Raw genomic sequence first — 21,492 nt, 5'->3', positions numbered from 1 at the left:
CCGGGGGTCGCGCCCTCAGGCGAAGGCCGCGTAATAGCGCTCCGCGCCTGGGAATTCGACGCGGCGGTGCTCGCCGTCGCGCACGAGGACCGGCTGTACGGGGTCGAGGTGGTACGGCGCCGCGAAGGCCTCGGCCACCGTGGTGTGCTCGGCCAGATCCGCGAGGGTCGACCAGGTGGGCGGCATCATCGTGCGGGCTCGGGTGCGCAGATCCGCGACGGCGTCGACGGGTCGGAACCAGCCGGCGTCGACGGCTTCGCTGGTGGCGTCGTCGGCTCGCTGCCCGCTCGGCACCGCGGCGAGGAAGAACCGGGTGTCGTAGCGGCGCGTGGTCTCCCCTTCCGGGGTGATCCACCGAGCGGCCGGCCGGAGCAGATCGGCGCGGACGGACAGTCCGGTGTCGGCGAGGAACTCCGAGAACGCGATCTCGCGGGACTCGACCGCCCGTCGACCCGCCGCGTACGCGGTGGTGTCGGCGACGACCGAGTGCTCGTCCGGTCCGGCGAGCAGGATGCCGCATTCCTCGAACGTCTCCCGCACCGCGGCGAGGACCAGGGCACGGGCGGTCGGGATGTCGGTACCGAACTGCTCGGCCCACCACGACGGCGCGGGCCCGACCCAGGGGTCCTCGCCCGTCGGCGCGGTGCGGTCGGACGCGTCGACGCCGCCGCCGGGATAGACCGTCATGCCCGCGGCGAAGGCCATCGCCTTCACCCGGCGCTGCAGGAACACCTCGAGGCCGTGCTCGCCGTCCCGCACCAGGACGACGGTCGACGCGTCGCGAACCGGCACGCTCATCGGGCGCGGCGGTGCGACGGGCCGCGGCGCTTGCGGCGGGCGAAGAAGCGGTCGTCCGCCCGGTCGAGCGCGATCGCCTGACTGAAGGCCGTCGAGAGATTCTCCTCGGTGATGACGTCGTCGATCAGTCCCTGCGCGACCACGCCGCCCTCCTTGAGCAGCATGGCGTGGGTGAAGCCCGGCGGGATCTCCTCGACGTGGTGCGTGACCAGGACGGTCGCCGGAGCGTCGGGATTCATCGCGAGCTCGGTGAGGATCGCGACCAGATCCTCGCGACCACCGAGGTCGAGGCCCGCAGCGGGCTCGTCGAGCAGGAGCAGTTCCGGGTCGGTCATGAGCGCCCGCGCGATGAGCACTCGCTTGCGCTCCCCCTCGGACAGCGTGCCGAAGGTACGGCGGGCCAGGTGCTCGATACCGGCGCGCTCGAGCATGTCGATCGCGCGCTCGTCGTCGACGGCCTCGTACTCCTCGCGCCATCGGCCGAGGACCGCGTAGCCGGCGGAGACCACCAGATCGGACACCACCTCGTCGCCGGGGATGCGCCCGGCCAGGGCTGCCGACGACAGCCCGATGCGCGGCTTGAGCTCCGAGATGTCCACGTGCCCCAGGGTTTCCGCCAGCACGTGCGCGGTGCCCTCGGTCGGATACAGCTCCGCGGCGGCGATCTTCAGCAGCGTCGTCTTGCCCGCTCCGTTGGGGCCGAGCACCACCCACCGCTCGTCGAGTTCGACGTTCCAGGTCACCGGGCCGACGAGCGTGGTCGACCCCCGGCGGACGGAGACGGAGTCGAGTTGGACGAGCAGGTCTGGATCAGGTTCGGACACGGCGTCCATCTTGTCGCACGCCGGAGGGCTCGACACGGCAGGATTGCCTCGCGTGTCGCACGAACGCCCGTCCCCCCGCACCCACTCGGCCCCCGGCCGCACGCATTCGGCCCCCGGCCGCACGCATTCGGCCCCCGGCCGCCCCTTCCCGCTCGGCGCGCACCCGGTCGAGGGCGGCGTCTCCTTCGCCGTCCACGCTCCCGAGGCCACCGCGGTGGACGTCTGCATCGTCGACGAGGGCGGCGCCGAGACCCGGCACCGCCTTCCCGAGCGCACCTACGGAATCTGGCACGGCGTCGTGGCCGAGGCCGGCGTCGGCACGCGCTACGGGCTGCGCGCCGACGGCCCCTGGCACCCGGAGACGGGGCGCCGGTTCGACCCGGGCAAGCTGCTGCTCGACCCGTACGCGCGGCGCATCGTCGGCGGTCTCGGCGACGCGCAGGCCCTGCTCCCGTACGACGACGAACCGTTCGGTCACCGGTCCCACCGCGACTCCCTCGGGCACGGTCCGCTGGCCGTGGTCACCCCGGCCGTCGACCGGCGCGGTCGGACCCGACTCGAGACCGACTGGGACGCGACCGTCGTCTACGAGCTGCACGTGGGGTCCTTCACCGCGGCCCACCCCGACGTCCCGGAATCCCTGCGTGGGACGTACGCCGGGCTCGCGCATCCGGCCGTCGTCGCGCATCTGACGGATCTCGGCGTCACCGCCGTCGAACTGCTGCCGGTGCACGCCTGCCTCACCGAACCGGGCGTCCGGGCGCGCGGCATGCGCAACCATTGGGGCTACTCGACGGCGTCCTACTTCGCTCCCGAGCCGCGCTACTCCTCCGTTCCCGGCGGCGAGGTCGAGGAGTTCCGGGCCATGGTCGACACGCTCCACGACGCCGGCCTGGAGGTCATCCTCGACGTCGTCTACAACCACACCTGCGAGGGCGGCGTCGACGGCCCCTCCCTCTCCTGGCGGGGACTCGACGCCCCCGGCTACTACCTCCTCGACGAGCGTGGCCGCGACGTCGACCTCACCGGCTGCGGCAACACGCTCGACGCCGCGTCACCCGCCGTCGTGCGGATGGTGTGCGACTCGCTGCGCTACTGGGCCGACGACCTCGGTGTCGACGGATTCCGCTTCGACCTCGCGTCCACGCTGGGACGCCCCGGCGGGTGGCGCTTCGACCCGCGGGCTCCGCTGCTCAGCGCGATCGCCGCCGACCCCGTGCTCTGCCGGACCAAGCTCATCGCCGAGCCGTGGGACGCAACGGGACCCGGCTATCAGGTGGGCGGCTTCGGCGGCGTGTGGAGCGAGTGGAACGACCGCTACCGCGACACCGTGCGACGGTTCTTCGCCGGGCAGGGCGGGGTGCGCGAACTCGCCTCCCGGCTGGCGGGATCCGAGGACATCTTCGGCGCGGACGGACGCCGGCCGTGGGCGTCGATCAATTTCGTCACCGCGCACGACGGGTTCACCGCCCGCGACCTCGTCTCCTACGAGCGCAAGCACAACGAGGCCAACGGCGAGTCCAACCGCGACGGCTCGGACGGCAACCACTCCGTCAACCACGGCGTCGAGGGGGACACCGACGACCCGGTGATCCTCGCCGCCCGTGACCGGCACGTGCGGGCGCTGCTGTCGGTGCTCGCCCTGTCCACGGGCACGCCGATGTTCCTGGCGGGCGACGAGTTCGGGCACACCCAGCACGGCAACAACAACGCCTACTGCGTTCCCGCCGACACGCCGGCTGCCGACGCGCACGCCGTGCGCTGGGACGGCCGCGACACCGACCTCGCGACCACGATCGCGCGCGCGCTCCGCTGCCGACGGACGGCGCCGGTGCTGCGTCAGCAGGAGTTCTTCGCGGGGCGACGCACGCCGACGGGCGAGCCGGATCTGGTGTGGTTCGACGCCGCCGGGAACGAGATCGTGGGCGACGCGTGGCACGACGACACGGCCCGCACCCTGCAGGCGTGGGTGGACGGATCCGACGTGCGCATCCCGGGCTCGCGGGGTCGGTCCTTCGAGTCGGCGTTGCTGGTGGTGCACGCCGGCGGATCGGCGGGCATCGTGCTCCCCCACCACGACGCCGTGACGCCGGAGTCGGTCTACCTGCCGGTGTTCGACTCCGCGTCGCGGGACGGGCGACCGCTCGACCCGGACGGGCAGGAGCCGGGCAGTGTGGTCGCGGTGGCGGGGCCGATCGTCCTGGTGTACGTGACCGCGGCGCGCTGAGCGCCGCCATCGACGCAGCGGCGCGCTGAGCGCCGCCATCGGCGCAGCGGCGCGCTGAGCGCCGCCATCGACGCAGCGGCGCGCTGATTCAGGCGATGCTGCGCAGGTCCGCGAGCACCGTCATGGAGCCGGGCGCCACCTCGGTGTAGCCGGCGTCGCGCACCCCGACGACGTCGTCGCCGCGGACGATCAGCGCGGACCACCGACCCGCGTCGGCGATGCGCACGTCGGTCGGGCAGCCACGATCGAACCACCGCTCGACGGTCTCGAACGGCAGACGTCCCGCGGCGAGCATCACCGCGTGGCCGACCTGCGCGGCGGTCTTGCCCACGGTCATGTCGAGGGCGCCGTCGACCCACAGCTCGAGGGCGTCGGGGTCGGGCGCGTCGGTGCCGTCGTCGGGCGGCAGGTCGGTGCCCTCGACCTGGAGCTTGCGCAGGCGTGGATCGAGGTCACGCAGTCGGCAGGGCACGTGGACGCGCGCCGACGCCCCGTCGACGGTGGTGGTGATGCCGTCGACCTGCTGCGCCGCCGTCCACTGCGCGCCGCGGGCGCGACGGGAGACCTTGCGAATGCGGGCGTCCAGCCAAGCCGTGTACTCGTCGTGCCACGGCCCGTCCGGTCCCACTCGCGGGTCGAGACACACGAGAGCGGTGGCGGTGGCCGCGGCGCGGAGCAGCGCCGATCGCGCCGGCGGATCGGCCTTGGGGATGTGCAGCACCATCGGCATCGCGCGGACGTCGCCGGGGTCGTCGGGGTCACGGCGGCTGCCGAACCGGTCCGACGCCTCGGCCATCCGGACGAGTGCGGCGTGCCGGTCGACCGGCGACGTGGCGGGCTCGGGCACGGCGCCGGCCTCGGTCGCGGCGTCGGCCTCGTGGTCGGGCTCGATCACGGGATGGGGATGCGCCGGACCAGGCCGTCGACGGTGTCGGCGGCCTCGATCTCGCTCCGGGTGACCCCGAGGACGAACAGCAGCGCGTCGAGGAACGGGGAGGACAGAGCGGTGTCCGCCACCTCCCGCAGGGCGGGTTTGGCGTTGAACGCGACGCCGAGTCCCGCCGCGGTGAGCATGTCGATGTCGTTGGCGCCGTCGCCGACGGCCACGGTCTGCTCCATCGGCACCCCCACCTCGGCGGCGAACTGCCGCAACGCCACTGCCTTCTGCGCGCGGTCGACCACCTGCCCGGTCACGCGACCGGTGAGCGTACCGTCGACGATCTCGAGGGTGTTGGCCTGCACGAAATCGAGCTCGAGCTCGTGCGCGAGGCCCTCGATCACCTGACGGAAACCGCCGGAGACCACACCACAGTGGTAGCCGAGGCGTCGCAGCGTTCGGATCGTGGTGCGGGCGCCCGGGGTGAGTTGCAACTCTGCGGCGACCTCGTCGATGACCGAGGCGTCGAGTCCGGCCAGCGTCGCCACGCGGCGATCGAGGGACTCCGCGAAGTCGATCTCGCCGCGCATGGCGGCCTCGGTGACCTCGCGGACCTCGTCCTCGACGCCCGCGCGTGCCGCGAGCATCTCGATGACCTCACCCTGGACCAACGTCGAGTCGACGTCGAAGACGATGAGGCGCTTCGCGCGTCGGGCCAGGCCGGCCCGCTCCACCGCGACGTCGATGCCCACACCGGCGGCGACGGTGGCGAGCGAGGTGCGCAGACGCTCGTCGGCGTCGGTCACCGCGTGGTCCACCGACACGTGCAGCTCGAGGCCGGTGACCGGGTAGTCGGCGATGCCACGAATGGAATCGATGTTCGCGCCCTGGCGGGCCAGCTCGCTGGACAGCACGCTGATCGCGCGCGCCGTGACCGGCCGGCCGAGCACCACCACGACGTGCGTCGACAGTGGTGCGCGTCCGTGCTCGCTGCCGACCTCCACGTCGACGTGCACGCCGACGGTGGCCATCGCCTCCTCGAGGTGCTCCTGCACCGCTTCGACGTCCCCGGGGCACTCGCCGAGCACCCCGAGCGTCAGGCGGCCGCGGATGACGACCTGCTCGACGTCGAGGACGGCGACGTCGTGGCGCGCGAGGGTGGCGAACAGGACGGACGTGACGCCCGGCTTGTCGCCACCGGTGACGGTCACGAGTATCGATGTGGATCCCCGGCCGGACGCCGGCTCACTGCTGGTCACGAGAACCCCTTTCCAGCGAAAAGCCCCTCGCCGTGACGGGAGGGGCTTTCGCGTCGAACAGTGTCAGTGCTGGCGGCCGGAATCCGGATCGCGGTCCGCCGACGACTCGTGGTCGCTAGTGGCGATCGGTGCCCGACGAGCCTTCTCGAGCGTTTCCGTGGTCTTGCCGCCGCCGTGGCCGGGGCCCACGTGCGCCTCGGCACGCATGCGCTCGACCATGTGCGGGTAGTGCAGCTCGAACGCCGGGCGCTCCGAGCGGATGCGCGGCAGCTCCACGAAGTTGTGGCGCGGCGGCGGGCAGCTGGTGGCCCACTCGAGCGAGTTGCCGTAACCCCACGGATCGTCGACCGTGACCGGGTCGCCGTAGCGGTAGCTCTTGAAGACGTTCCACAGGAACGGCAGCGTCGAGGCACCGAGCACGAACGCACCGACCGTCGAGATCGAGTTCAGCACCGTGAAGCCGTCGGAGGGCAGGTAGTCGGCGTAGCGACGCGGGAAGCCCTCGGCGCCGAGCCAGTGCTGCACCAGGAACGTGGCGTGGAAGCCGATGAACGTGGCCCAGAAGTGCCACTTGCCGAGCGCCTCGTCCATCATGCGACCGGTCATCTTGGGGAACCAGAAGTAGATGCCGGCGTAGGTGGCGAACACGATGGTGCCGAAGAGCACGTAGTGGAAGTGCGCGACCACGAAGTACGAGTCGGTGACGTGGAAGTCGATGGGCGGGCTGGCGAGCAGCACGCCGGACAGACCACCGAAGAGGAACGTCACCAGGAAGCCGACCGAGAAGAGCATCGGCGTCTCGAAGGTCAGGTGCCCCTTCCACATGGTGCCGATCCAGTTGAAGAACTTCACACCGGTGGGCACCGCGATGAGGAACGTCATGAACGAGAAGAACGGCAGCAGCACCGCGCCGGTGGCGTACATGTGGTGCGCCCACACCGCGATGGACAGCGCCGCGATGGCGATGGTGGCGTAGATCAGACCCGTGTAGCCGAACAGCGGCTTACGCGAGAAGACCGGGAAGATCTCCGAGACGATGCCGAAGAACGGCAGCGCGATGATGTACACCTCGGGGTGACCGAAGAACCAGAACAGGTGCTGCCACAGCAGGACACCGCCGGTGGCCGGATCGAACAGGTGCGCGCCGAGGTGACGGTCGGCCGCCAGACCCAGCAGCGCCGCGGTGAGCAGCGGGAAGGCCAGGAGCACCAGGATCATCGTGACGAAGATGTTCCAGGTGAAGATCGGCATACGGAACATGGTCATGCCGGGCGCACGCAGGCAGATGACCGTGGTGATCATGTTGACGCCACCGAGGATGGTGCCGAGGCCGGACAGCGCCAGGCCCATGATCCAGAAGTCGGCGCCGATGCCGGGCGAGTGCACGGCGTCGGTCAGCGGCGTGTAGGCCGTCCACCCGAAGTCGGCGGCACCGCCGGGGGTGATGAAGCCAGCCGAGGCGATGAGCGCACCGAAGAGGTAGAGCCAGTAGCTGAACGCGTTCAGACGCGGGAACGCCACGTCCGGCGCGCCGAGCTGCAGCGGCATGATGTAGTTCGCGAACGCGAAGACGATCGGCGTCGCGTACAGCAGCAGCATGATGGTGCCGTGCATGGTGAAGAGCTGGTTGTACTGCTCGTTCGACAGGAACTGCAGGCCCGGCAGGGCCAGCTCCGCGCGCATGAGCAGCGCCAGGACACCACCGAACAGGAAGAACCCGAACGAGGTGACCATGTACATGATGCCGAGCGTTTTCGGATCGGTGGTCGTCACCATCTTGTGGATGAACGAGCCCTTGGGCCCCATGCGGGGCGGGTACGGCCGCGAAGCCGTCAGCTCGGGGACTGGCTGGGGCGCTAGGGCAGTCACTGATCCTCCTGAATGCGCGTCTCCCCGCGCGAGCGGAGTGGACGCAGGTTTGTGCGCTACATGGATCGTAACCCCCACGGCCTACATGTGAAGCGCGGGTCCTACTCGGTGTCGTAGGTCGTCCGTCACGCCGTGTCCCCTCCAGTAGGGTCACCGCCATGCTCCGTCGCTCCCGTCGTCGATCGGCCGCACTCGTCCTCACCGTCGGAGCCGTGGTCACGACGGTCACGGCCTGCGGCGACACCGGCGGGGACGACGCGTCGAGCATCGTCCGGACGACCACCAACGTGGCCGGCGCGGGGGTCGTCGGGATCGAGCGCGACACCGTCGGCCTGTGCGCTCTCCCCCAACCCGTCGACGCGTTCGGCCGGCAGGGTGACCAGCGCATCGTGGTCGGCAGCGGGAGCACCGTCACGGTGCCGGCCGATCCCCGACGCATCGTCGTGCTGTCGATGGAGGCGCTCGACGCGTCCTGCGCCGTCGGCACGTGGGAGCAGGTCGTGGGGGCGCCCACCGTTCCGCTCGCGCCCACCGCTCCCCCGTCGGCCCTCCCGCGCCCCGATTACCTCGGCACCGGCATCGCGCAGATCGCGCCCGTCGGCCCCGAATCGGCACCCGACGTCGAGGCGGTACGAGCCCTCGCGCCCGACGTCATCATCGGCACCGACGACCTCGACCCGGCCCTGCGCGACCGACTCGGCGACATCGCTCCCACCGTCCTGACCCGCCAGGCGTCGTCGTGGACCGACCGGACCGTCCTCGCCGCCACGGCGATGGGGCGTCGGGACGCGGCGGCGCGCGCCGTCGACGACTACCGCGCCCGCGCGCAGGACGTCGGGCTGCGGCTGAACAGCCGACTGACCGAGGCGTCGGTGGTGCGCTTCCACGGCGACGGCGCCGACGTCCTCGGCGACGACAGCTTCGCGGGCCAGGTCCTGACCGCCGCCGGCGTGCGACGACCCGGACCCCAGCAGGGTCCGACCGCTCCCCTGCCCGCCGACGACCTCTCCGTCGCCGAGGGCGATCTGATCTACGTGGTCTTCGACGGCCCCGACGGACTCGAGTACGGGCGGTCCGTCATGGAGAGCGACGCGTGGAAGGACCTCGGCGCCGCCACCGACGGACGCGTCTTCGCCGTCGACGACGCCGCCTGGTCGGGCGACGGGGTCATCGCCGCGCGCACGATCCTCACCGACCTCGAGAACTCTCTCAACGGGTACGTCTGACGTGCCGGTCCCCGAGTTCATCCTCGACCTGCGCGAGAAGATCGGCCACGCCCCGCTCTGGCTGTCCGGCGTCAGCGTCGTCGTCCTGGATGCCGACGATCGAATTCTGCTGACCCGCCGCGTCGACAACGGTCGCTGGGCCGTCGTGTCCGGGGTGCTCGAGCCCGGTGAGGAGCCCGGCCCGGCCGCCCTGCGCGAGATCGCCGAGGAGACGGGTGTGGTGGCCGAGCTCGTTCGGCTGACCAGCGTCGACGTGACCGAGCCGATCGTCTATCCCAACGGCGACCACACGCAGTACCTCGACCTCTGCTTCCTCGCCCGGCACGTCTCCGGTGAGGCTCGGGTGGCGGACGACGAGAACACCGACGTTCGCTGGTTCGACGCGAGTGACCTGCCGGCCGACCTCACCGACACCTCCCGGCTCAGGATCGACAAGGCCCTCCACCACGGCCCGGAGGCCTGGTTCCGGCGGTAGGTCCGCGCACCCGCGCAGGTTCCCGCCACCCTGGTATGCGATTCTGCCGCACTATCGGACGGAGTTCTGCGGATCCGCGGGATCGGGGCGAATCGTGTGGCGAAACTCGCGCCCTGGGCGCGGCGACAGGACACCGCCGGAACCTGCCGCCGCGACTGAGCACCTGCGCAGGTTCCCGCCACCCTCACCGGTTGCAACCCGTGCACATGGCTACAACCTGCGCAGGTTCCCGCCGGGGGTCCGCGAGTTCTGCCGCACTATCGGCCGAAGTTCTGCCGATCCGCGGGATCGGGGCGGATCGTGTGGGGAAACTCGCGCGCCGACCCCGACCCCCGACACGCGAAACGGGGCACCACCGGACCGGTGGTGCCCCGTTCACGAGCAGGGAATCAGAAGTCCCAGTCGTCGTCCTCGGTGTTGACGGCCTTGCCGATGACGTAGGAGCTACCGGAGCCGGAGAAGAAATCGTGGTTCTCGTCCGCGTTGGGCGAGAGCGCCGACAGGATCGCCGGGTTGACGTCGGTCTCGTCCTTGGGGAAGAGCCCCTCGTAGCCGAGGTTCATCAGCGCCTTGTTGGCGTTGTAGCGGAGGAACTTCTTGACGTCCTCGCTGAGCCCGACCTCGTCGTAGAGGTCCTGGGTGTACTCGGTCTCGTTCTCGTACAGCTCGAAGAGGAGGTCGAAGGTGTAGTTCTTCAGCTCCTCGCGCTCGGCGGCGGACCGCGTCTCGAGCCCGCGCTGGTACTTGTAGCCGATGTAGTACCCGTGCACCGCCTCGTCGCGAATGATCAGGCGGACCAGGTCGGCGGTGTTGGTGAGCTTGGCCCGCGAGGACCAGTACATCGGCAGGTAGAAACCCGAGTAGAAGAGGAACGACTCGAGAAGAGTCGAGGCGACCTTGCGCTTGAGCGGGTCGTCGCCCTGGTAGTAGTCCATGACGATGGACGCCTTGCGCTGCAGGTTGGGGTTCTCCTCCGACCAGCGGAACGCGTCGTCGATGTCCCGCGTGGAGCACAGGGTGGAGAAGATCGACGAGTAGGACTTGGCGTGCACCGACTCCATGAACGCGATGTTGGTGTACACCGCCTCCTCGTGCGGGGTGATCGCATCGGGGATCAGCGACACGGCGCCCACGGTGCCCTGGATCGTGTCGAGCAGCGTCAGGCCGGTGAAGACCCGCATGGTGAGCTGCTTCTCGTGCTCGGTGAGGGTCTGCCAGGACGGGATGTCGTTGGACACCGGCACCTTCTCGGGGAGCCAGAAGTTGCCGGTGAGGCGATCCCAGACCTCGGCGTCCTTGTCGTCCTGCACGCGGTTCCAGTTGATCGCGGACACGCGATCGATGAGCTTCACCATGATTTCCTACCTGCTGAGTCGACCCTGTTTCGCGGCCGCACCGCGATGCTCGTGACCGGGCGTGACACGCCCTCACCGACCTTCTCTCCGACCCTACCGGGCACGGAGCCACCTGCTAGAGCATGCAGCTGACGCAGCCCTCGACCTCGGTGCCTTCGAGAGCCATCTGCCGCAGCCGGATGTAGTACAGCGTCTTGATGCCCTTGCGCCACGCGTAGATCTGCGCCTTGTTGATGTCGCGGGTGGTGGCGGTGTCCTTGAAGAACAGCGTCAGCGACAAGCCCTGATCGACGTGCTGCGTGGCCGCGGCGTAGGTGTCGATGATCTTCTCGTACCCGATCTCGTACGCGTCCTGGTAGTAATCCAGGTTGTCGTTGGTCAGGTACGGCGCCGGGTAGTAGACGCGGCCGATCTTGCCTTCCTTGCGGATCTCGATCTTCGACGCCACCGGGTGGATGGAGCTGGTGGAGTAGTTGATGTAGGAGATCGACCCGGTCGGCGGGACCGCCTGCAGGTTCTGGTTGTAGATGCCGTGCTCGCGCACCGACGCCTTCAACTGCTCCCAGTCGGCCTGCGTCGGGATGTGAATTCCGGCGTCGGCGAACAACTCTCGCACCCGCGCGGTCTTCGGCTCCCACACCTGGTCGGTGTACTTGTCGAAGAACTCACCGGAGGCGTACTTCGACGCGGAGAACCCACCGAAGGAGGTGCCACGCTCGATGGCGAGGCGGTTCGACGCGCGCAGCGCATGGAACAGCACCGTGTAGAAGTACATGTCGGTGAAGTCGATGCCCTCCTCGCTGCCGTAGAAGATGCGCTCGCGAGCGAGGTACCCGTGCAGGTTCATCTGCCCGAGGCCGATGGCGTGAGAGTTGTTGTTGCCCTCCTCGATCGACGGCACCGAGGTGATGTGCGTCTGATCGGAGACGGCCGTCAGGCCGCGGATGGCGACCTCGATGGTCTGCGCGAAGTCCGGCGAGTCCATCGTCTTGGCGATGTTCAGCGAGCCGAGGTTGCACGAGATGTCCTTGCCCACATGGCTGTAGGACAGATCGTCGTTGAACGTCGACGGCGTGGAGACCTGCAGGATCTCCGAGCACAGGTTGGAGTGGGTGATCTTGCCGTCGATCGGATTGGCCCGGTTCACCGTGTCCTCGAACATGATGTACGGGTAGCCCGACTCGAACTGCAGCTCGGCGAGGGTCTGGAAGAACTCGCGCGCCTTGATCTTGGTCTTGCGGATGCGCTTGTCGTCCACCATCTCGTGGTACTTCTCGGTGACGTTCACGTCCGCGAAGGGCACACCGTAGATGCGCTCGACGTCGTACGGCGAGAACAGGTACATGTCCTCGTTCTTCTTCGCCAGCTCGAAGGTGATGTCCGGGATCACCACACCCAGCGACAGCGTCTTGATGCGGATCTTCTCGTCCGCGTTCTCGCGCTTGGTGTCGAGGAAGCGGTAGATGTCGGGGTGATGCGCGTGCAGGTACACCGCACCCGCACCCTGCCGGGCGCCGAGCTGGTTGGCGTAGGAGAACGAGTCCTCGAGCAGCTTCATGATCGGGATGACGCCGGACGACTGGTTCTCGATGCGCTTGATCGGCGCGCCGGCCTCACGAATGTTGCTGAGCAGCAACGCCACTCCGCCGCCGCGCTTGGACAGCTGCAGGGCCGAGTTGATCGAGCGACCGATGGACTCCATGTTGTCCTCGATGCGCAGCAGGAAGCAGGAGACGGGCTCGCCGCGCTGCTTCTTGCCCGAGTTGAGGAACGTCGGCGTCGCCGGCTGGAACCGGCCGGCGATGATCTCGTCGACCAGGTGCCGCGCCAGCACCTCGTCACCGGCGGCGAGGGTCAGCGCCACCATGACGACGCGATCCTCGAACCGCTCGAGGTAGCGCTTCCCGTCGAACGTCTTCAGCGTGTACGAGGTGTAGTACTTGAACGCGCCCAGGAACGTCGGGAACCGGAACTTCTTGGAGTAGGCGTGGTCGAGCAGGGTCTTGACGAACGACCGCGAGTACTGCTCGAGCACCTCGGCCTCGTAGTAGTTCTCCTCGACCAGGTAGTCGAGCTTCTCGTCCAGGTTGTGGAAGAAGACGGTGTTCTGGTTGACGTGCTGCAGGAAGTACGCCCGCGCCGCCTCACGGTCCTTGTCGAACTGGATCTCCCCGTTCGGCCCGTAGAGGTTCAGCATCGCGTTGAGCGCGTGGTAGTCGAGATCCGATGCGTCGGATCGGGACGTCGCCGGGGACGTGTCCGTGACGGTCGGGGCCATGGGCGTAACTCCTACGGGGTGGCGGTGATGATGCGGGTCGTGTCAGCGGGCCGGGTGGCGCCACTCGGGTTCTCACCGTCGTGGCGGTCCCAGAACTGGGCGAGTCCCTCGCGGACGCGGTCGACGTCCTCGGGAGTGCCCATCAACTCGAAGCGGTAGAGATAGGGAACGTGGCACTTCGCGGCGATCACGTCACCCGCGAAGCAGTACGACTCCCCGAAGTTGGTGTTGCCGGCCGCGATGACCGCGCGGATCAGAGAGCGGTTGTGGGGATCGTTGAGGAACCGGATGACGGGCTTGGGGACGTACGACGTGTCGCGTCCCGTGGCCGTCAGTCCGCCGCCGTACGTCGGCAGGACCAACACGTACGGACGGTCGACGTGCAGTGCCGCGTCACGCGACGAGATCGGGATGCGCGTCGCGGGCAGATTCAGTTTGCGGACGAACCGGTGGGTGTTCTCGGACGCGCTGGAGAAGTAGACCAGGGACTCGGTCACGCTTCTCACCTCCCGCACGACGACGACGGACACCGATGTCCACGTCGACCCGCGGGGCCGACCGGACTACTGATCGCCCTCCGGGACGACCGGGGCGCTTCAGGCAGCGGCGGTGACGATCGACTTGATGCGATCCGGGCGGAAGCCGGACCAGTGCTCGTCGCCGGCGACGACGACGGGGGCCTGCAGGTAGCCGAGCGCCATCACGTAGTCGCGGGCCTCGGGGTCGAGCGAGATGTCCACCACGTCGTACTCGACACCGGCGTTGTCGAGGGCGCGGTAGGTCGCCTTGCACTGGACGCACGCGGGCTTGGTGTAGACGGTGACGGTGGTGGCGCTCATCGGGTGTCCTCGTTCTCTCGCGTGACGGGTGTCGCGTGCTGGCGGTGCGGGTGTTCGGACGGTGCGGTGTTCGGACGATGCTGGTGACGCGATGCTGGTGCCGACCACAGAGCCTCCGACCCCCCGACGTCGGCCCCGAGAGGCCGTGCCGGTGTCGGTCGACGACACCCCGCCCGGAGGCCTGGCGTCCCCGACTCGCGGGCCGGAGCCGTGGTGGCCTCTCGTAGTTCCAGACACTACACCTGGTGTCCGACAGAGCAAGGCAACACCACAACTTGTAATGACAGTCGTGGAATTACCTGGGCCGAACCGGGAAATCACGGCGTGTCGCGACGGGTGGGCGCGTCGCGGCGACGCGCCCACCCGGCGTCGTCACGCGTCGACGAGCGCGGCGTCGAGAGCGGTGACCACGGCAGCGACGTCGCCCGCGATCTGTGAGTTGTCACGGGGGTGCTTGCCGTCGATGGCGGAGAGGATGCTGCCGATGGCCAGGTCGGCGTCGTCGAGCACGGTGGCCCCGGCGATGCGCGCGGCCTTCGCCGTGTCGTCCTTGGCCCAGCGGGCGGCGTTCGCGCTCGGCGAGGAGCTGATGACCGCGGTCGGCTTGCCCTTGATCGAGCCGGCACCGAACGGACGCGACGCCCAGTCGATGGCGTTCTTCAGCACGGCGGGAATCGTGCCGTTGTACTCGGGCGTGAGCAGCAGCACGGCGTCGGCGTCGACGACGGCCGTCCGCAGGCGATCGACGGCCGGGTGGGCGGTGAGGGCGTCGGCGTTGTCGATGTCCTCGTTGTAGAAGGGGAGGTCGCCGAGGCCCTCGAAGATGTCGACCACGACGCCCTCGGGCGCGACGGACGCGGCGGTCTCGGCGAGGCGGCGGGTGACGGACTCGGCACGGAGGCTGCCGACGAGGGCGATGACGCGAGACATGGTGGTCCTTTCGCAGACGGTGATCGATCCGGGAGTACCCCGACGAACAACCGGACCATAGTCCACTTTTGTTCCGCATGCGTAAGCTGACGGTGTGACAGACGCCCTGCTCCCCCTGGCGAACGGCGACACCGAACGCTGCGACGCGGCACGAAACCGCCGGTTGCTGCTCGATGCGGCCGTGGCGCTGGTCGACGAGCGCGGCCCCGACGGGCTCACCATGGACGCCGTCGCCGCCCGTGCCGGTGTGGGCAAGGGCACAGTGTTCCGCCGCTTCGGCAGCCGCTCCGGACTGATGCTGGCCCTGCTCGACCACACCGAGACCGCCCTGCAGCAGTCCTTCATGTTCGGCCCCCCGCCCCTCGGCCCCGGCGCCCCGCCGCTCGACCGCCTGCTCGCCTACGGGCGCGCGCGCTTCGGTGTCGTCGAGGTCCAGGGCGAGCTCCTACGCGCCGCCGAGAACTCCGGCTCGTCCCGCTTCGCCGCCCCCGCCTGGGCCGTCGGCTTCACTCACGTCGCGGGACTGCTGCGGGCCGTGCCCGTCGAGGGCGACGTCGAACTGCTGACCTACGCTGTTCTGGCCCCGCTCGAAGCCACCGTCGTGCTCCACCAACTGCGCGACGGCCGCATGACGCCCGAGCGCCTCGTGGCGGGCTGGGAGGACCTGGTCCTGCGTGTCACCCGACCGGCCGGGTCACCCGAGTAGGCGCACCGTCTCCGCCGCGGCCGTCGCCAGCGACTCGCCGTAACTGCGTCCGTGCCCGGCCGCGTGCACGGCGAGCGGGTGCAGCTGATGGATCGGCGTGCGGTCCTCCCACCCGTCGTCGAGCGTGCCCACGTCCCGATATCCGTCGTGGATCGCGGTGAGGAACGGGCAGCCGAACAGGGCGAGCATCGCCAGATCCGTCTCGCGATGACCACCGTGCGCGGCCGGGTCGATGAGCACGACGCCGTCCGGCGACCACAGGACGTTGCCGGTCCACAGGTCGCCGTGGACGCGGTCGGCGCCGCCCACCGGATCGACGACGCCCGACGCCACGAGCGCGCAGGCTCGCTCCACCAGGGCGGCCTCGTCGGCGGTCACGGTGCCCGCGTCCACCGCCACCCGCAGGTACGGCAGCACCCGCTCGGCCGCGTAGAACTCGCCCCACGACGCGTGGACGGTCGACGTCATCGTGCGGTTGCCGATGAAGAGGGTCCCGTCGATGCCGTCGGGTGGGCAGCCGAACCCCCGAGCGCCGGCGGCGTGGGTGCGCGCCAGCATGCGCCCGAACTCCTCGGCCGCTTCGCGCGTCGGCCGCGCGGAGGGAACGCGTTCCAGGCGAATGTGCTCGCGGTCGACCTCGATCACCCGCGCGGTCCGCGCTCCCCCGTCGGCCAACCACGCCAGACCGGCCGCCTCGGCCGGAAAGAAGTTCGGATGGGCGTCCGCACGCCGCTTGACGACGTCGTCCGGAGACTCGCGGAGTGTCATCCGCCCGCGAACGGCGGCAGGACGTCGACCCGCGGACCGACCGTGCGGGCGTCGTCGCGGATCATCTCGTCGCCGACGAGGAAGACGGCGACGTCCAGGACGGGCGTGAGCCGCGCGCCGTGGCGTGCGGACAGCAGGGCCTTGAGTTCGCCGACGGTGAGGTCCGGCGTCGCGTCGAGCGTCTCGGCGGAGGTTCCGGCCGCGTCGGCCGCCCCGGCGAAGTAGCGCACCTCAACCACCGATGGCCCCCATCGATCGCTCCGGCGGGACGAAACCCGCGTCGTCCATGCCGTGGCCGGCGCTCTTCTCCCACATCGCGCCGCGCCAGAGGTCGGCGATCTCGGCGTCGTCGGCGCCGCGGCGCAGCACCGCGCGCAGGTCGGTCTCGACGTCGCTGAACAGGCAGGATCGGACCGTGCCCTCGGCGGTGAGCCGGGTGCGGTCGCAGTCGGAGCAGAAAGATCGGGTGACGGAGGCGATGATGCCGACCGTCGCCGGACCGCCGTCGACGGTCCACTCCTCGGCGGGTGCCGACGGGTCGGACCGGCCGATCTCCGTCAGGTCGAATCGTTCGCGCAGGACGGCCAGCAGTTCCGCGGCGGGCACCATGGTCGAGCGGGCCCACTCCCGGTCGGCGTCGAGCGGCATCTGCTCGATGAACCGCAGCGCCACTCCCCGCTCGAGGCACCACGCGAGCAGGTCGGCCGCTCCCGCGAGCGTCTCGCGCATGAGGACGGCGTTGATCTTGACCGGCGCCAGACCGGCGGCCAGCGCCCCGTCGATGCCGGCGAGGACGGCCGGGAGCCGGTCGCGCCGGGTCAGCGCGGCGAAGTGCGCGCGGTCGACCGTGTCGAGGGAGATGTTCACGCGCCCGAGCCCGGCCTGCACGAGTGCCGCGGCGCGGCGGTCGAGACCGATGCCGTTGGTGGTCATCGACAGCGCCACGTCGGGCGCGGCGGTCGCGGACCGGGCCACGATGTCGACGATGTCCTTGCGCACCAACGGTTCCCCGCCGGTGAACCGCACCTCCCGGACGCCGAGTTCGCGGTGCGCGACCCCGACCAACCGGGCGATCTCGGCGGCACTCAGCACCTGCTCCGCGTCCAGCCCGGGCAGTCCCTCGGCGGGCATGCAGTAGGTACAGCGCAGCGAGCACTTCTCCGTGACCGAGATGCGCAGGTCGCGAGCCACGCGGCCGAAGCGGTCCAGCAGGACGGGGACGTCCGGGCGGTCGGCCGCGAGGGAGCGCTGACCCGGCAGTCGGGGAATCCCCATGCTCACCACTGTCACCGGTCTCACCTCCTCGTTCCGTCTCGGCTGTCTCGTCCGAGTATGCCCGGCTCCTACGATGAACCGATGACGCAGGGGCACAGCACACGTTCGGTGGCCGATCACGCCGCTCTGGTCGACCGGCTGATCCGGACGGCACTGTCCCGCCGCGGGCCGGACACCGTCGCCGTGGAGGATGCCCACGGACGCGTCGCCCACACCGATCTGCGCGCGCTGATTGACGTTCCGAGCTTCCGCAACTCGCAGATGGACGGATACGCGGTGGATGCTGCCGCGGTGGCCGAGGTCCCGGTCGAGCTCGACGTCACCGGAGTGGTCGCCGCGGGAGACGACGGCGGCGACGCGCACGTCCCCGGCACGGCCCGCAAGATCATGACCGGCGCGCCCGTCCCCCGCGGGGCCGACGCGGTCGTCCCCGTGGAGGACACGGAGGCCGTCGGTGGTCGTGTGCGGATCGGGCGGTCCCGGCGATCCGGCGAGTACGTCCGCGAGCAGGGCAGCGACGTCCGAGTGGGCGACGTCGTCGTCCCGGCGGGGACACGGCTCGAGGCGCGCCACGTGGGCGCGATCGTCGCCGTCGGTCACGCGAGCGTGGCGGTGCGGCCTCGCCTGCGCGTGGCGGTCGTCGCCACCGGAGCCGAACTGGTCGCGCCCGGAACGGAACCCGGCCCGGGGTGCCTCTACGACTCCAACGGGCCCACCCTCGCCGCCGCCGCGATCGCCGACGGCGCGGAGGTGACCGTCCGGACCCGCAGCACCGACTCCGCCGAGCACTTCGCCGCGGTGCTCGACGACGCGCTGACGCGGGCGGACGTCGTCGTCACGTCCGGTGGGGTGTCCATGGGCGATTTCGAGGTGGTCCGCGACGTCCTGGGACCGCGCGGCGGCACCTTCGGCCACGTGGGCATGCAGCCGGGCGGGCCGCAGGGCTGGACCGACCTCGACGGCACGCCCGTGATCAGCTTCCCCGGCAATCCGGTGAGCACCCTGGTCTCGTACCTGATCTTCGCCCGGCCGGTCCTCCGTGACCTCGCCGGACTCCCGGCACTGCGTCCCGACGACGCGATCCTGGTGGACGCGGTGCGCTCGATCCCCGGCAAGCGTCAGTTCCTGCGCGGCCGACGCACCCCGGGCGGGATCACCACCTCCGGCCCCGGCTCGCACCTGGTGGCCTCCCTGGCCGCCGCCGACGTCCTCGTCGACCTGCCCGAGGACACCACCGAGGTCCCCGCCGGCGCCACTGTGCGAGTGTGGCCCCTGTGAACGAGTTCGGTCTGTCCCACGTCGATTCCGACGGTCGCGCGCGGATGGTGGACGTCGGCGCCAAGCGGGAGACGACGCGCGTCGCCGTCGCCGCCGGGGTGCTGCGGACGACGCCCGAGGTGGTCGCGCTGGTGCGCGCCGACGGCCTGCCGAAGGCCGACGTTCTGTCCACCGCGCGGATCGCGGGCATCGGCGGGGCGAAGAAGACCTCCGAGTTGATCCCGCTCTGCCATCCGTTGCCGCTGACGTCGGTGTCCATCTCGTTCGACCTCGCCGAGGACACCATCGCGATCGAAGCGACCGCGGGCACCACCGGCCGGACCGGCGTGGAAATGGAAGCGCTCACCGCTGTCGCGGTGGCCGGTCTGACGTTGCACGACATGGTGAAGGCGGTCGATCCCGCCGCGGTGCTCGACGGAATCCGGTTGCTGCGCAAGGAAGGCGGCAAGCGCGGGGTCTGGACGCGCGAGGAGCCCGCCCTGCCGCCCGCGCCGTTGGGCGACCGGACCGCGGTCGTGGTGGTCGCGTCCACGGCCGGCGCCGCGGGCACCCGCGAGGACACCACCGGACCCCGCCTCGTCTCCTGGCTCACCGAGCGCACGTTCGACGTCCGTGGGCCGGTGGTGGTGGCCGACGCCGACATCGCGGCCGGACTGCAGGACGCGCTGGACGGCGGACCCGCCCTGATCGTCACCACCGGTGGCACGGGTGTGTCCCCCACCGACGCCACGCCCGAGGCGACGCGCGCGATCCTCGACCGCGAACTGCCCGGCGTCGCCGAGGAGATTCGCCGCGTGGGACTGGGCGCGACCGTGCACGCCTCGATGAGCCGCGGGCTGGTCGGTGTGGCCGGGCGCACGGTGGTGGTCAACCTGCCCGGGTCACCGGGCGGCGTGAAGGATGGCCTGTCCGTCCTCGACCCGATTCTCGATCACCTGATCGCGCAGGTGCGCGGCGGAGGAGCACACGAATGACGTCCGTTCTCGCCCGAATCTCCGCCGAGCCGATCGATCCGGCGACCGTGTCGGACTTCGTCGCCGGACCGACTCACGGTGCGGTGCTGGTGTTCTGGGGCGTCGTCCGCGATCACGACGGCGGTCGCTCGGTGTCCGCGCTCGAGTATCAGGCCCACCCCGACGCGGAGGCGTTCCTGCGTCGTTGCTGCGAGGACGCCGCGGCGGCGTCCGGGTTGCCGACGGCCGCCGTCCACCGGGTCGGCGACCTGACCATCGGTGACACGGCGCTCGTCGCGGCCGTGGCCGCCCCGCACCGCGCCGCCGCGTTCGACGCGTTGGAGACCCTGGTCGACCGCATCAAATCCGAGGTGCCCATCTGGAAGCGGCAGCGCTTCCCCGAGGGCACCAGCGAGTGGGTCGGGCTCTAGATCTCCTGGTTCCGCAGGTAGCGGTGGACGACGAGCATCTCCTCGTCCGTCGCGGGGCGATCCCGTAACACGCCCTGGAGTACCGCGTCGACGTCGTCGTCCATGCCCGCGCCGAGGAACACCAGAGCCGTGCTCCCCCGCGCCGGGGCCCGTTCGATCACGATGTGCCGCCCGACGGTCTGCACGAGGAACCGGCCACGGCCCGTCGTGAAGCGGACGAAGCCCTTCGACCGGTAGAGACCCGCCGGCGGGTCCTCCAGCAGCGCGATCAGGGCGCGCGGGTCGACGTAACGCGACGTCTCCACCGCCACACTGCGGTAGGTGTCGTGCAGATGCTCGTGGTCCGCGTCGTGGTCGTGGTCGTCCTCGCGGAGGAGGTCGTCGAGGCTCAGCTGGCGGGGCCCGTCGTCGTCCGTCCGCTCCGGCGGGTCGAGCAGCAGGGCCACGTCGACCCGGCCGTGCTCGGTGATCACCACCGGCGCGCCCGGGGCGTGCCGACGGACCAGGTCACGCATCTCGGTCCGGCGGGCGTCGTCGACCAGGTCGCTCTTGTTCACCACCACCAGATCGGCGAGCGCCAGGTGGTGGCCCAGCTCCGGGTGCCGGTCCACCGAGTCCGTCATGTTCACGGCGTCCACGACCACGACGAGCCCGCCGTACCGCACTCCGGGGTGCGTACTGCCGAGCACCATCCGAATGAGAGCGCGCGGCTCCGCGAGTCCACTGGCCTCGATGACGACGGCGTCGACCGGGGAGCTCGGTCCGGTGAGCGTGCCGAGCATCTCGTCCAGGTCCTCGCTGTCGACGGCGCAGCACAGGCACCCGTTGCCGAGCCCGATCACGGAGTCGACCTGCCCGGCCACGAGCATGGAATCGATGTCGATCGAGCCGAAGTCGTTGACGATCACCCCGAGGCGGATGCCGCGATTTCGGCGGAGGACGTGATTGAGCATCGTGGTCTTGCCGGAGCCGAGGTAGCCGGCGACGAGAACGACGGGAACCGTACCGGGCATGCGACGAGGATACGGGGCGGCGTTCTCCCCCGTGCGCCGCGTCGCCGGTCTCTGGTCTCTGCCTCGCAAATGACCGCCGTGCCATTGTCGTCCGCGAATCGTGATCCGATC

General features: G+C 70.3%; 21 protein-coding genes. 7 read left to right on the top strand and 14 right to left on the bottom strand.

What is annotated here, in order from left to right; all coding sequences use genetic code 11:
• Nucleotides 1-15: 15 nt before the first annotated feature.
• Both HQ603_RS08395 and HQ603_RS08390 read right to left on the bottom strand, forming a co-directional pair.
• The gene (locus tag HQ603_RS08395; protein WP_222684081.1) at nt 16-798 is read right to left on the bottom strand and encodes an NUDIX hydrolase; all 783 of its coding nucleotides are present in this window, start codon (nt 796-798) and stop codon (nt 16-18) included.
• On the bottom strand, nt 795-1,631 hold the full coding sequence (locus HQ603_RS08390; protein WP_222684154.1) for an ABC transporter ATP-binding protein: 837 nt from the start codon (nt 1,629-1,631) through the stop codon (nt 795-797). The genes HQ603_RS08395 and HQ603_RS08390 overlap by 4 nt, the downstream gene beginning before the upstream one ends.
• Before the next feature lie 43 nt (nt 1,632-1,674).
• Between HQ603_RS08390 and glgX the strand changes: the two genes are divergently transcribed.
• A complete protein-coding gene (gene glgX, locus HQ603_RS08385) occupies nt 1,675-3,849 on the top strand; it encodes a glycogen debranching protein GlgX (protein ID WP_222684080.1) in 2,175 nt (724 codons plus the stop codon).
• An 88-nt stretch (nt 3,850-3,937) separates the two neighbouring features.
• Here glgX and HQ603_RS08380 read toward each other — a convergent pair whose 3' ends face one another.
• The 3 genes from HQ603_RS08380 to ctaD all read right to left on the bottom strand — a co-directional run bounded on the left by HQ603_RS08380 (nt 3,938) and on the right by ctaD (nt 7,854).
• Nucleotides 3,938-4,744 carry a peptidyl-tRNA hydrolase gene (locus HQ603_RS08380; RefSeq protein ID WP_371831026.1) on the bottom strand — a complete coding sequence of 269 codons (807 nt, stop codon included), beginning with the start codon at nt 4,742-4,744 and terminating at the stop codon, nt 3,938-3,940.
• The gene (gene serB, locus HQ603_RS08375) at nt 4,741-5,985 is read right to left on the bottom strand and encodes a phosphoserine phosphatase SerB (protein WP_222684079.1); all 1,245 of its coding nucleotides are present in this window, start codon (nt 5,983-5,985) and stop codon (nt 4,741-4,743) included. The genes HQ603_RS08380 and serB overlap by 4 nt, the downstream gene beginning before the upstream one ends.
• A 63-nt stretch (nt 5,986-6,048) precedes the next feature.
• Complete coding sequence (ctaD, locus tag HQ603_RS08370; protein WP_222684078.1) at nt 6,049-7,854, bottom strand: aa3-type cytochrome oxidase subunit I; 1,806 nt, start codon at nt 7,852-7,854, stop codon at nt 6,049-6,051.
• Nucleotides 7,855-8,012: 158 nt separating this feature from the next.
• Between ctaD and HQ603_RS08365 the strand changes: the two genes are divergently transcribed.
• Nucleotides 8,013-9,080, top strand: a complete 1,068-nt coding sequence (locus tag HQ603_RS08365) for an ABC transporter substrate-binding protein (RefSeq protein ID WP_222684077.1) — start codon at nt 8,013-8,015, stop codon at nt 9,078-9,080.
• A 1-nt stretch (nt 9,081) separates the two neighbouring features.
• Nucleotides 9,082-9,555: an NUDIX hydrolase gene (locus tag HQ603_RS08360; RefSeq protein WP_222684076.1), complete on the top strand. Its 474-nt coding sequence runs from the start codon at nt 9,082-9,084 to the stop codon at nt 9,553-9,555.
• 389 nt (nt 9,556-9,944) lie between these two features.
• Here HQ603_RS08360 and nrdF read toward each other — a convergent pair whose 3' ends face one another.
• The 5 genes from nrdF to HQ603_RS08335 form a co-directional block, all read right to left on the bottom strand.
• Entirely contained in the window at nt 9,945-10,907 is a 963-nt protein-coding gene (nrdF, locus tag HQ603_RS08355) for a class 1b ribonucleoside-diphosphate reductase subunit beta (protein ID WP_222684152.1), read from the bottom strand.
• A 118-nt stretch (nt 10,908-11,025) separates the two neighbouring features.
• Nucleotides 11,026-13,188, bottom strand: a complete 2,163-nt coding sequence (gene nrdE / locus HQ603_RS08350; RefSeq protein WP_222684075.1) for a class 1b ribonucleoside-diphosphate reductase subunit alpha — start codon at nt 13,186-13,188, stop codon at nt 11,026-11,028.
• 11 nt (nt 13,189-13,199) lie between these two features.
• Nucleotides 13,200-13,685, bottom strand: a complete 486-nt coding sequence (gene nrdI / locus HQ603_RS08345) for a class Ib ribonucleoside-diphosphate reductase assembly flavoprotein NrdI (protein WP_222684074.1) — start codon at nt 13,683-13,685, stop codon at nt 13,200-13,202.
• A gap of 99 nt (nt 13,686-13,784) precedes the next feature.
• Nucleotides 13,785-14,027, bottom strand: coding sequence for a redoxin NrdH (locus tag HQ603_RS08340; RefSeq protein ID WP_068100502.1), 243 nt, complete (start codon nt 14,025-14,027; stop codon nt 13,785-13,787).
• A gap of 372 nt (nt 14,028-14,399) precedes the next feature.
• A complete protein-coding gene (locus tag HQ603_RS08335; RefSeq protein WP_222684073.1) occupies nt 14,400-14,957 on the bottom strand; it encodes an NAD(P)H-dependent oxidoreductase in 558 nt (185 codons plus the stop codon).
• Nucleotides 14,958-15,051: 94 nt separating this feature from the next.
• Between HQ603_RS08335 and HQ603_RS08330 the strand changes: the two genes are divergently transcribed.
• Nucleotides 15,052-15,663, top strand: coding sequence for a TetR/AcrR family transcriptional regulator (locus HQ603_RS08330; RefSeq protein WP_222684072.1), 612 nt, complete (start codon nt 15,052-15,054; stop codon nt 15,661-15,663).
• Here the strand turns inward: HQ603_RS08330 and HQ603_RS08325 are convergent.
• Genes HQ603_RS08325 through moaA form a run of 3 tightly spaced genes read right to left on the bottom strand, consistent with a single transcriptional unit; the run spans nt 15,652 to nt 17,721 of the window.
• A complete protein-coding gene (locus HQ603_RS08325) occupies nt 15,652-16,431 on the bottom strand; it encodes a fructosamine kinase family protein (RefSeq protein ID WP_222684071.1) in 780 nt (259 codons plus the stop codon). The two genes, HQ603_RS08330 and HQ603_RS08325, sit on opposite strands and share 12 nt — an antisense overlap.
• On the bottom strand, nt 16,428-16,670 hold the full coding sequence (locus tag HQ603_RS08320; RefSeq protein ID WP_222684070.1) for a MoaD/ThiS family protein: 243 nt from the start codon (nt 16,668-16,670) through the stop codon (nt 16,428-16,430). The genes HQ603_RS08325 and HQ603_RS08320 overlap by 4 nt, the downstream gene beginning before the upstream one ends.
• On the bottom strand, nt 16,663-17,721 hold the full coding sequence (gene moaA / locus HQ603_RS08315) for a GTP 3',8-cyclase MoaA (RefSeq protein ID WP_222684069.1): 1,059 nt from the start codon (nt 17,719-17,721) through the stop codon (nt 16,663-16,665). The genes HQ603_RS08320 and moaA overlap by 8 nt, the downstream gene beginning before the upstream one ends.
• Before the next feature lie 66 nt (nt 17,722-17,787).
• Here moaA and HQ603_RS08310 point away from each other — a divergent pair, with 66 nt between their 5' ends.
• The 3 genes from HQ603_RS08310 to HQ603_RS08300 are packed head-to-tail and all read left to right on the top strand — an operon-like array spanning nt 17,788 to nt 20,368.
• A complete protein-coding gene (locus HQ603_RS08310) occupies nt 17,788-18,984 on the top strand; it encodes a molybdopterin molybdotransferase MoeA (RefSeq protein ID WP_222684068.1) in 1,197 nt (398 codons plus the stop codon).
• Nucleotides 18,981-19,958 (top strand): bifunctional molybdenum cofactor biosynthesis protein MoaC/MoaB, encoded by a 978-nt coding sequence (moaCB, locus tag HQ603_RS08305; RefSeq protein WP_222684151.1) that lies wholly within the window; start codon nt 18,981-18,983, stop codon nt 19,956-19,958. The genes HQ603_RS08310 and moaCB overlap by 4 nt, the downstream gene beginning before the upstream one ends.
• Nucleotides 19,955-20,368, top strand: coding sequence for a molybdenum cofactor biosynthesis protein MoaE (locus HQ603_RS08300; protein ID WP_222684067.1), 414 nt, complete (start codon nt 19,955-19,957; stop codon nt 20,366-20,368). The genes moaCB and HQ603_RS08300 overlap by 4 nt, the downstream gene beginning before the upstream one ends.
• Here HQ603_RS08300 and HQ603_RS08295 read toward each other — a convergent pair.
• Nucleotides 20,365-21,381, bottom strand: coding sequence for a CobW family GTP-binding protein (locus tag HQ603_RS08295; RefSeq protein ID WP_222684066.1), 1,017 nt, complete (start codon nt 21,379-21,381; stop codon nt 20,365-20,367). The two genes, HQ603_RS08300 and HQ603_RS08295, sit on opposite strands and share 4 nt — an antisense overlap.
• Between the last annotated feature and the right edge of the window lie 111 nt (nt 21,382-21,492).

Origin of the sequence: Rhodococcoides corynebacterioides (assembly GCF_019834675.1) — a bacterium.
GTDB lineage: Bacteria > Actinomycetota > Actinomycetes > Mycobacteriales > Mycobacteriaceae > Rhodococcoides > Rhodococcoides corynebacterioides_A.
The sequence above is the reverse complement of the archived record's forward strand: the minus strand, read 5'-3'. Positions and strand labels throughout refer to the sequence as shown.

Bases quoted from the DNA above. Each gene is read 5' to 3' on its own strand.
- HQ603_RS08325 (WP_222684071.1), bottom strand. From the start codon at position 16,431: ATGACACTCCGCGAGTCTCCGGACGACGTCGTCAAGCGGCGTGCGGAC.
- HQ603_RS08365 (WP_222684077.1), top strand. From the start codon at position 8,013: ATGCTCCGTCGCTCCCGTCGTCGATCGGCCGCACTCGTCCTCACCGTC.
- HQ603_RS08390 (WP_222684154.1), bottom strand. From the start codon at position 1,631: ATGGACGCCGTGTCCGAACCTGATCCAGACCTGCTCGTCCAACTCGAC.
- HQ603_RS08310 (WP_222684068.1), top strand. From the start codon at position 17,788: ATGACGCAGGGGCACAGCACACGTTCGGTGGCCGATCACGCCGCTCTG.
- HQ603_RS08395 (WP_222684081.1), bottom strand. From the start codon at position 798: ATGAGCGTGCCGGTTCGCGACGCGTCGACCGTCGTCCTGGTGCGGGAC.
- HQ603_RS08335 (WP_222684073.1), bottom strand. From the start codon at position 14,957: ATGTCTCGCGTCATCGCCCTCGTCGGCAGCCTCCGTGCCGAGTCCGTC.
- HQ603_RS08295 (WP_222684066.1), bottom strand. From the start codon at position 21,381: ATGCCCGGTACGGTTCCCGTCGTTCTCGTCGCCGGCTACCTCGGCTCC.
- HQ603_RS08340 (WP_068100502.1), bottom strand. From the start codon at position 14,027: ATGAGCGCCACCACCGTCACCGTCTACACCAAGCCCGCGTGCGTCCAG.
- HQ603_RS08300 (WP_222684067.1), top strand. From the start codon at position 19,955: ATGACGTCCGTTCTCGCCCGAATCTCCGCCGAGCCGATCGATCCGGCG.
- nrdE (WP_222684075.1), bottom strand. From the start codon at position 13,188: ATGGCCCCGACCGTCACGGACACGTCCCCGGCGACGTCCCGATCCGAC.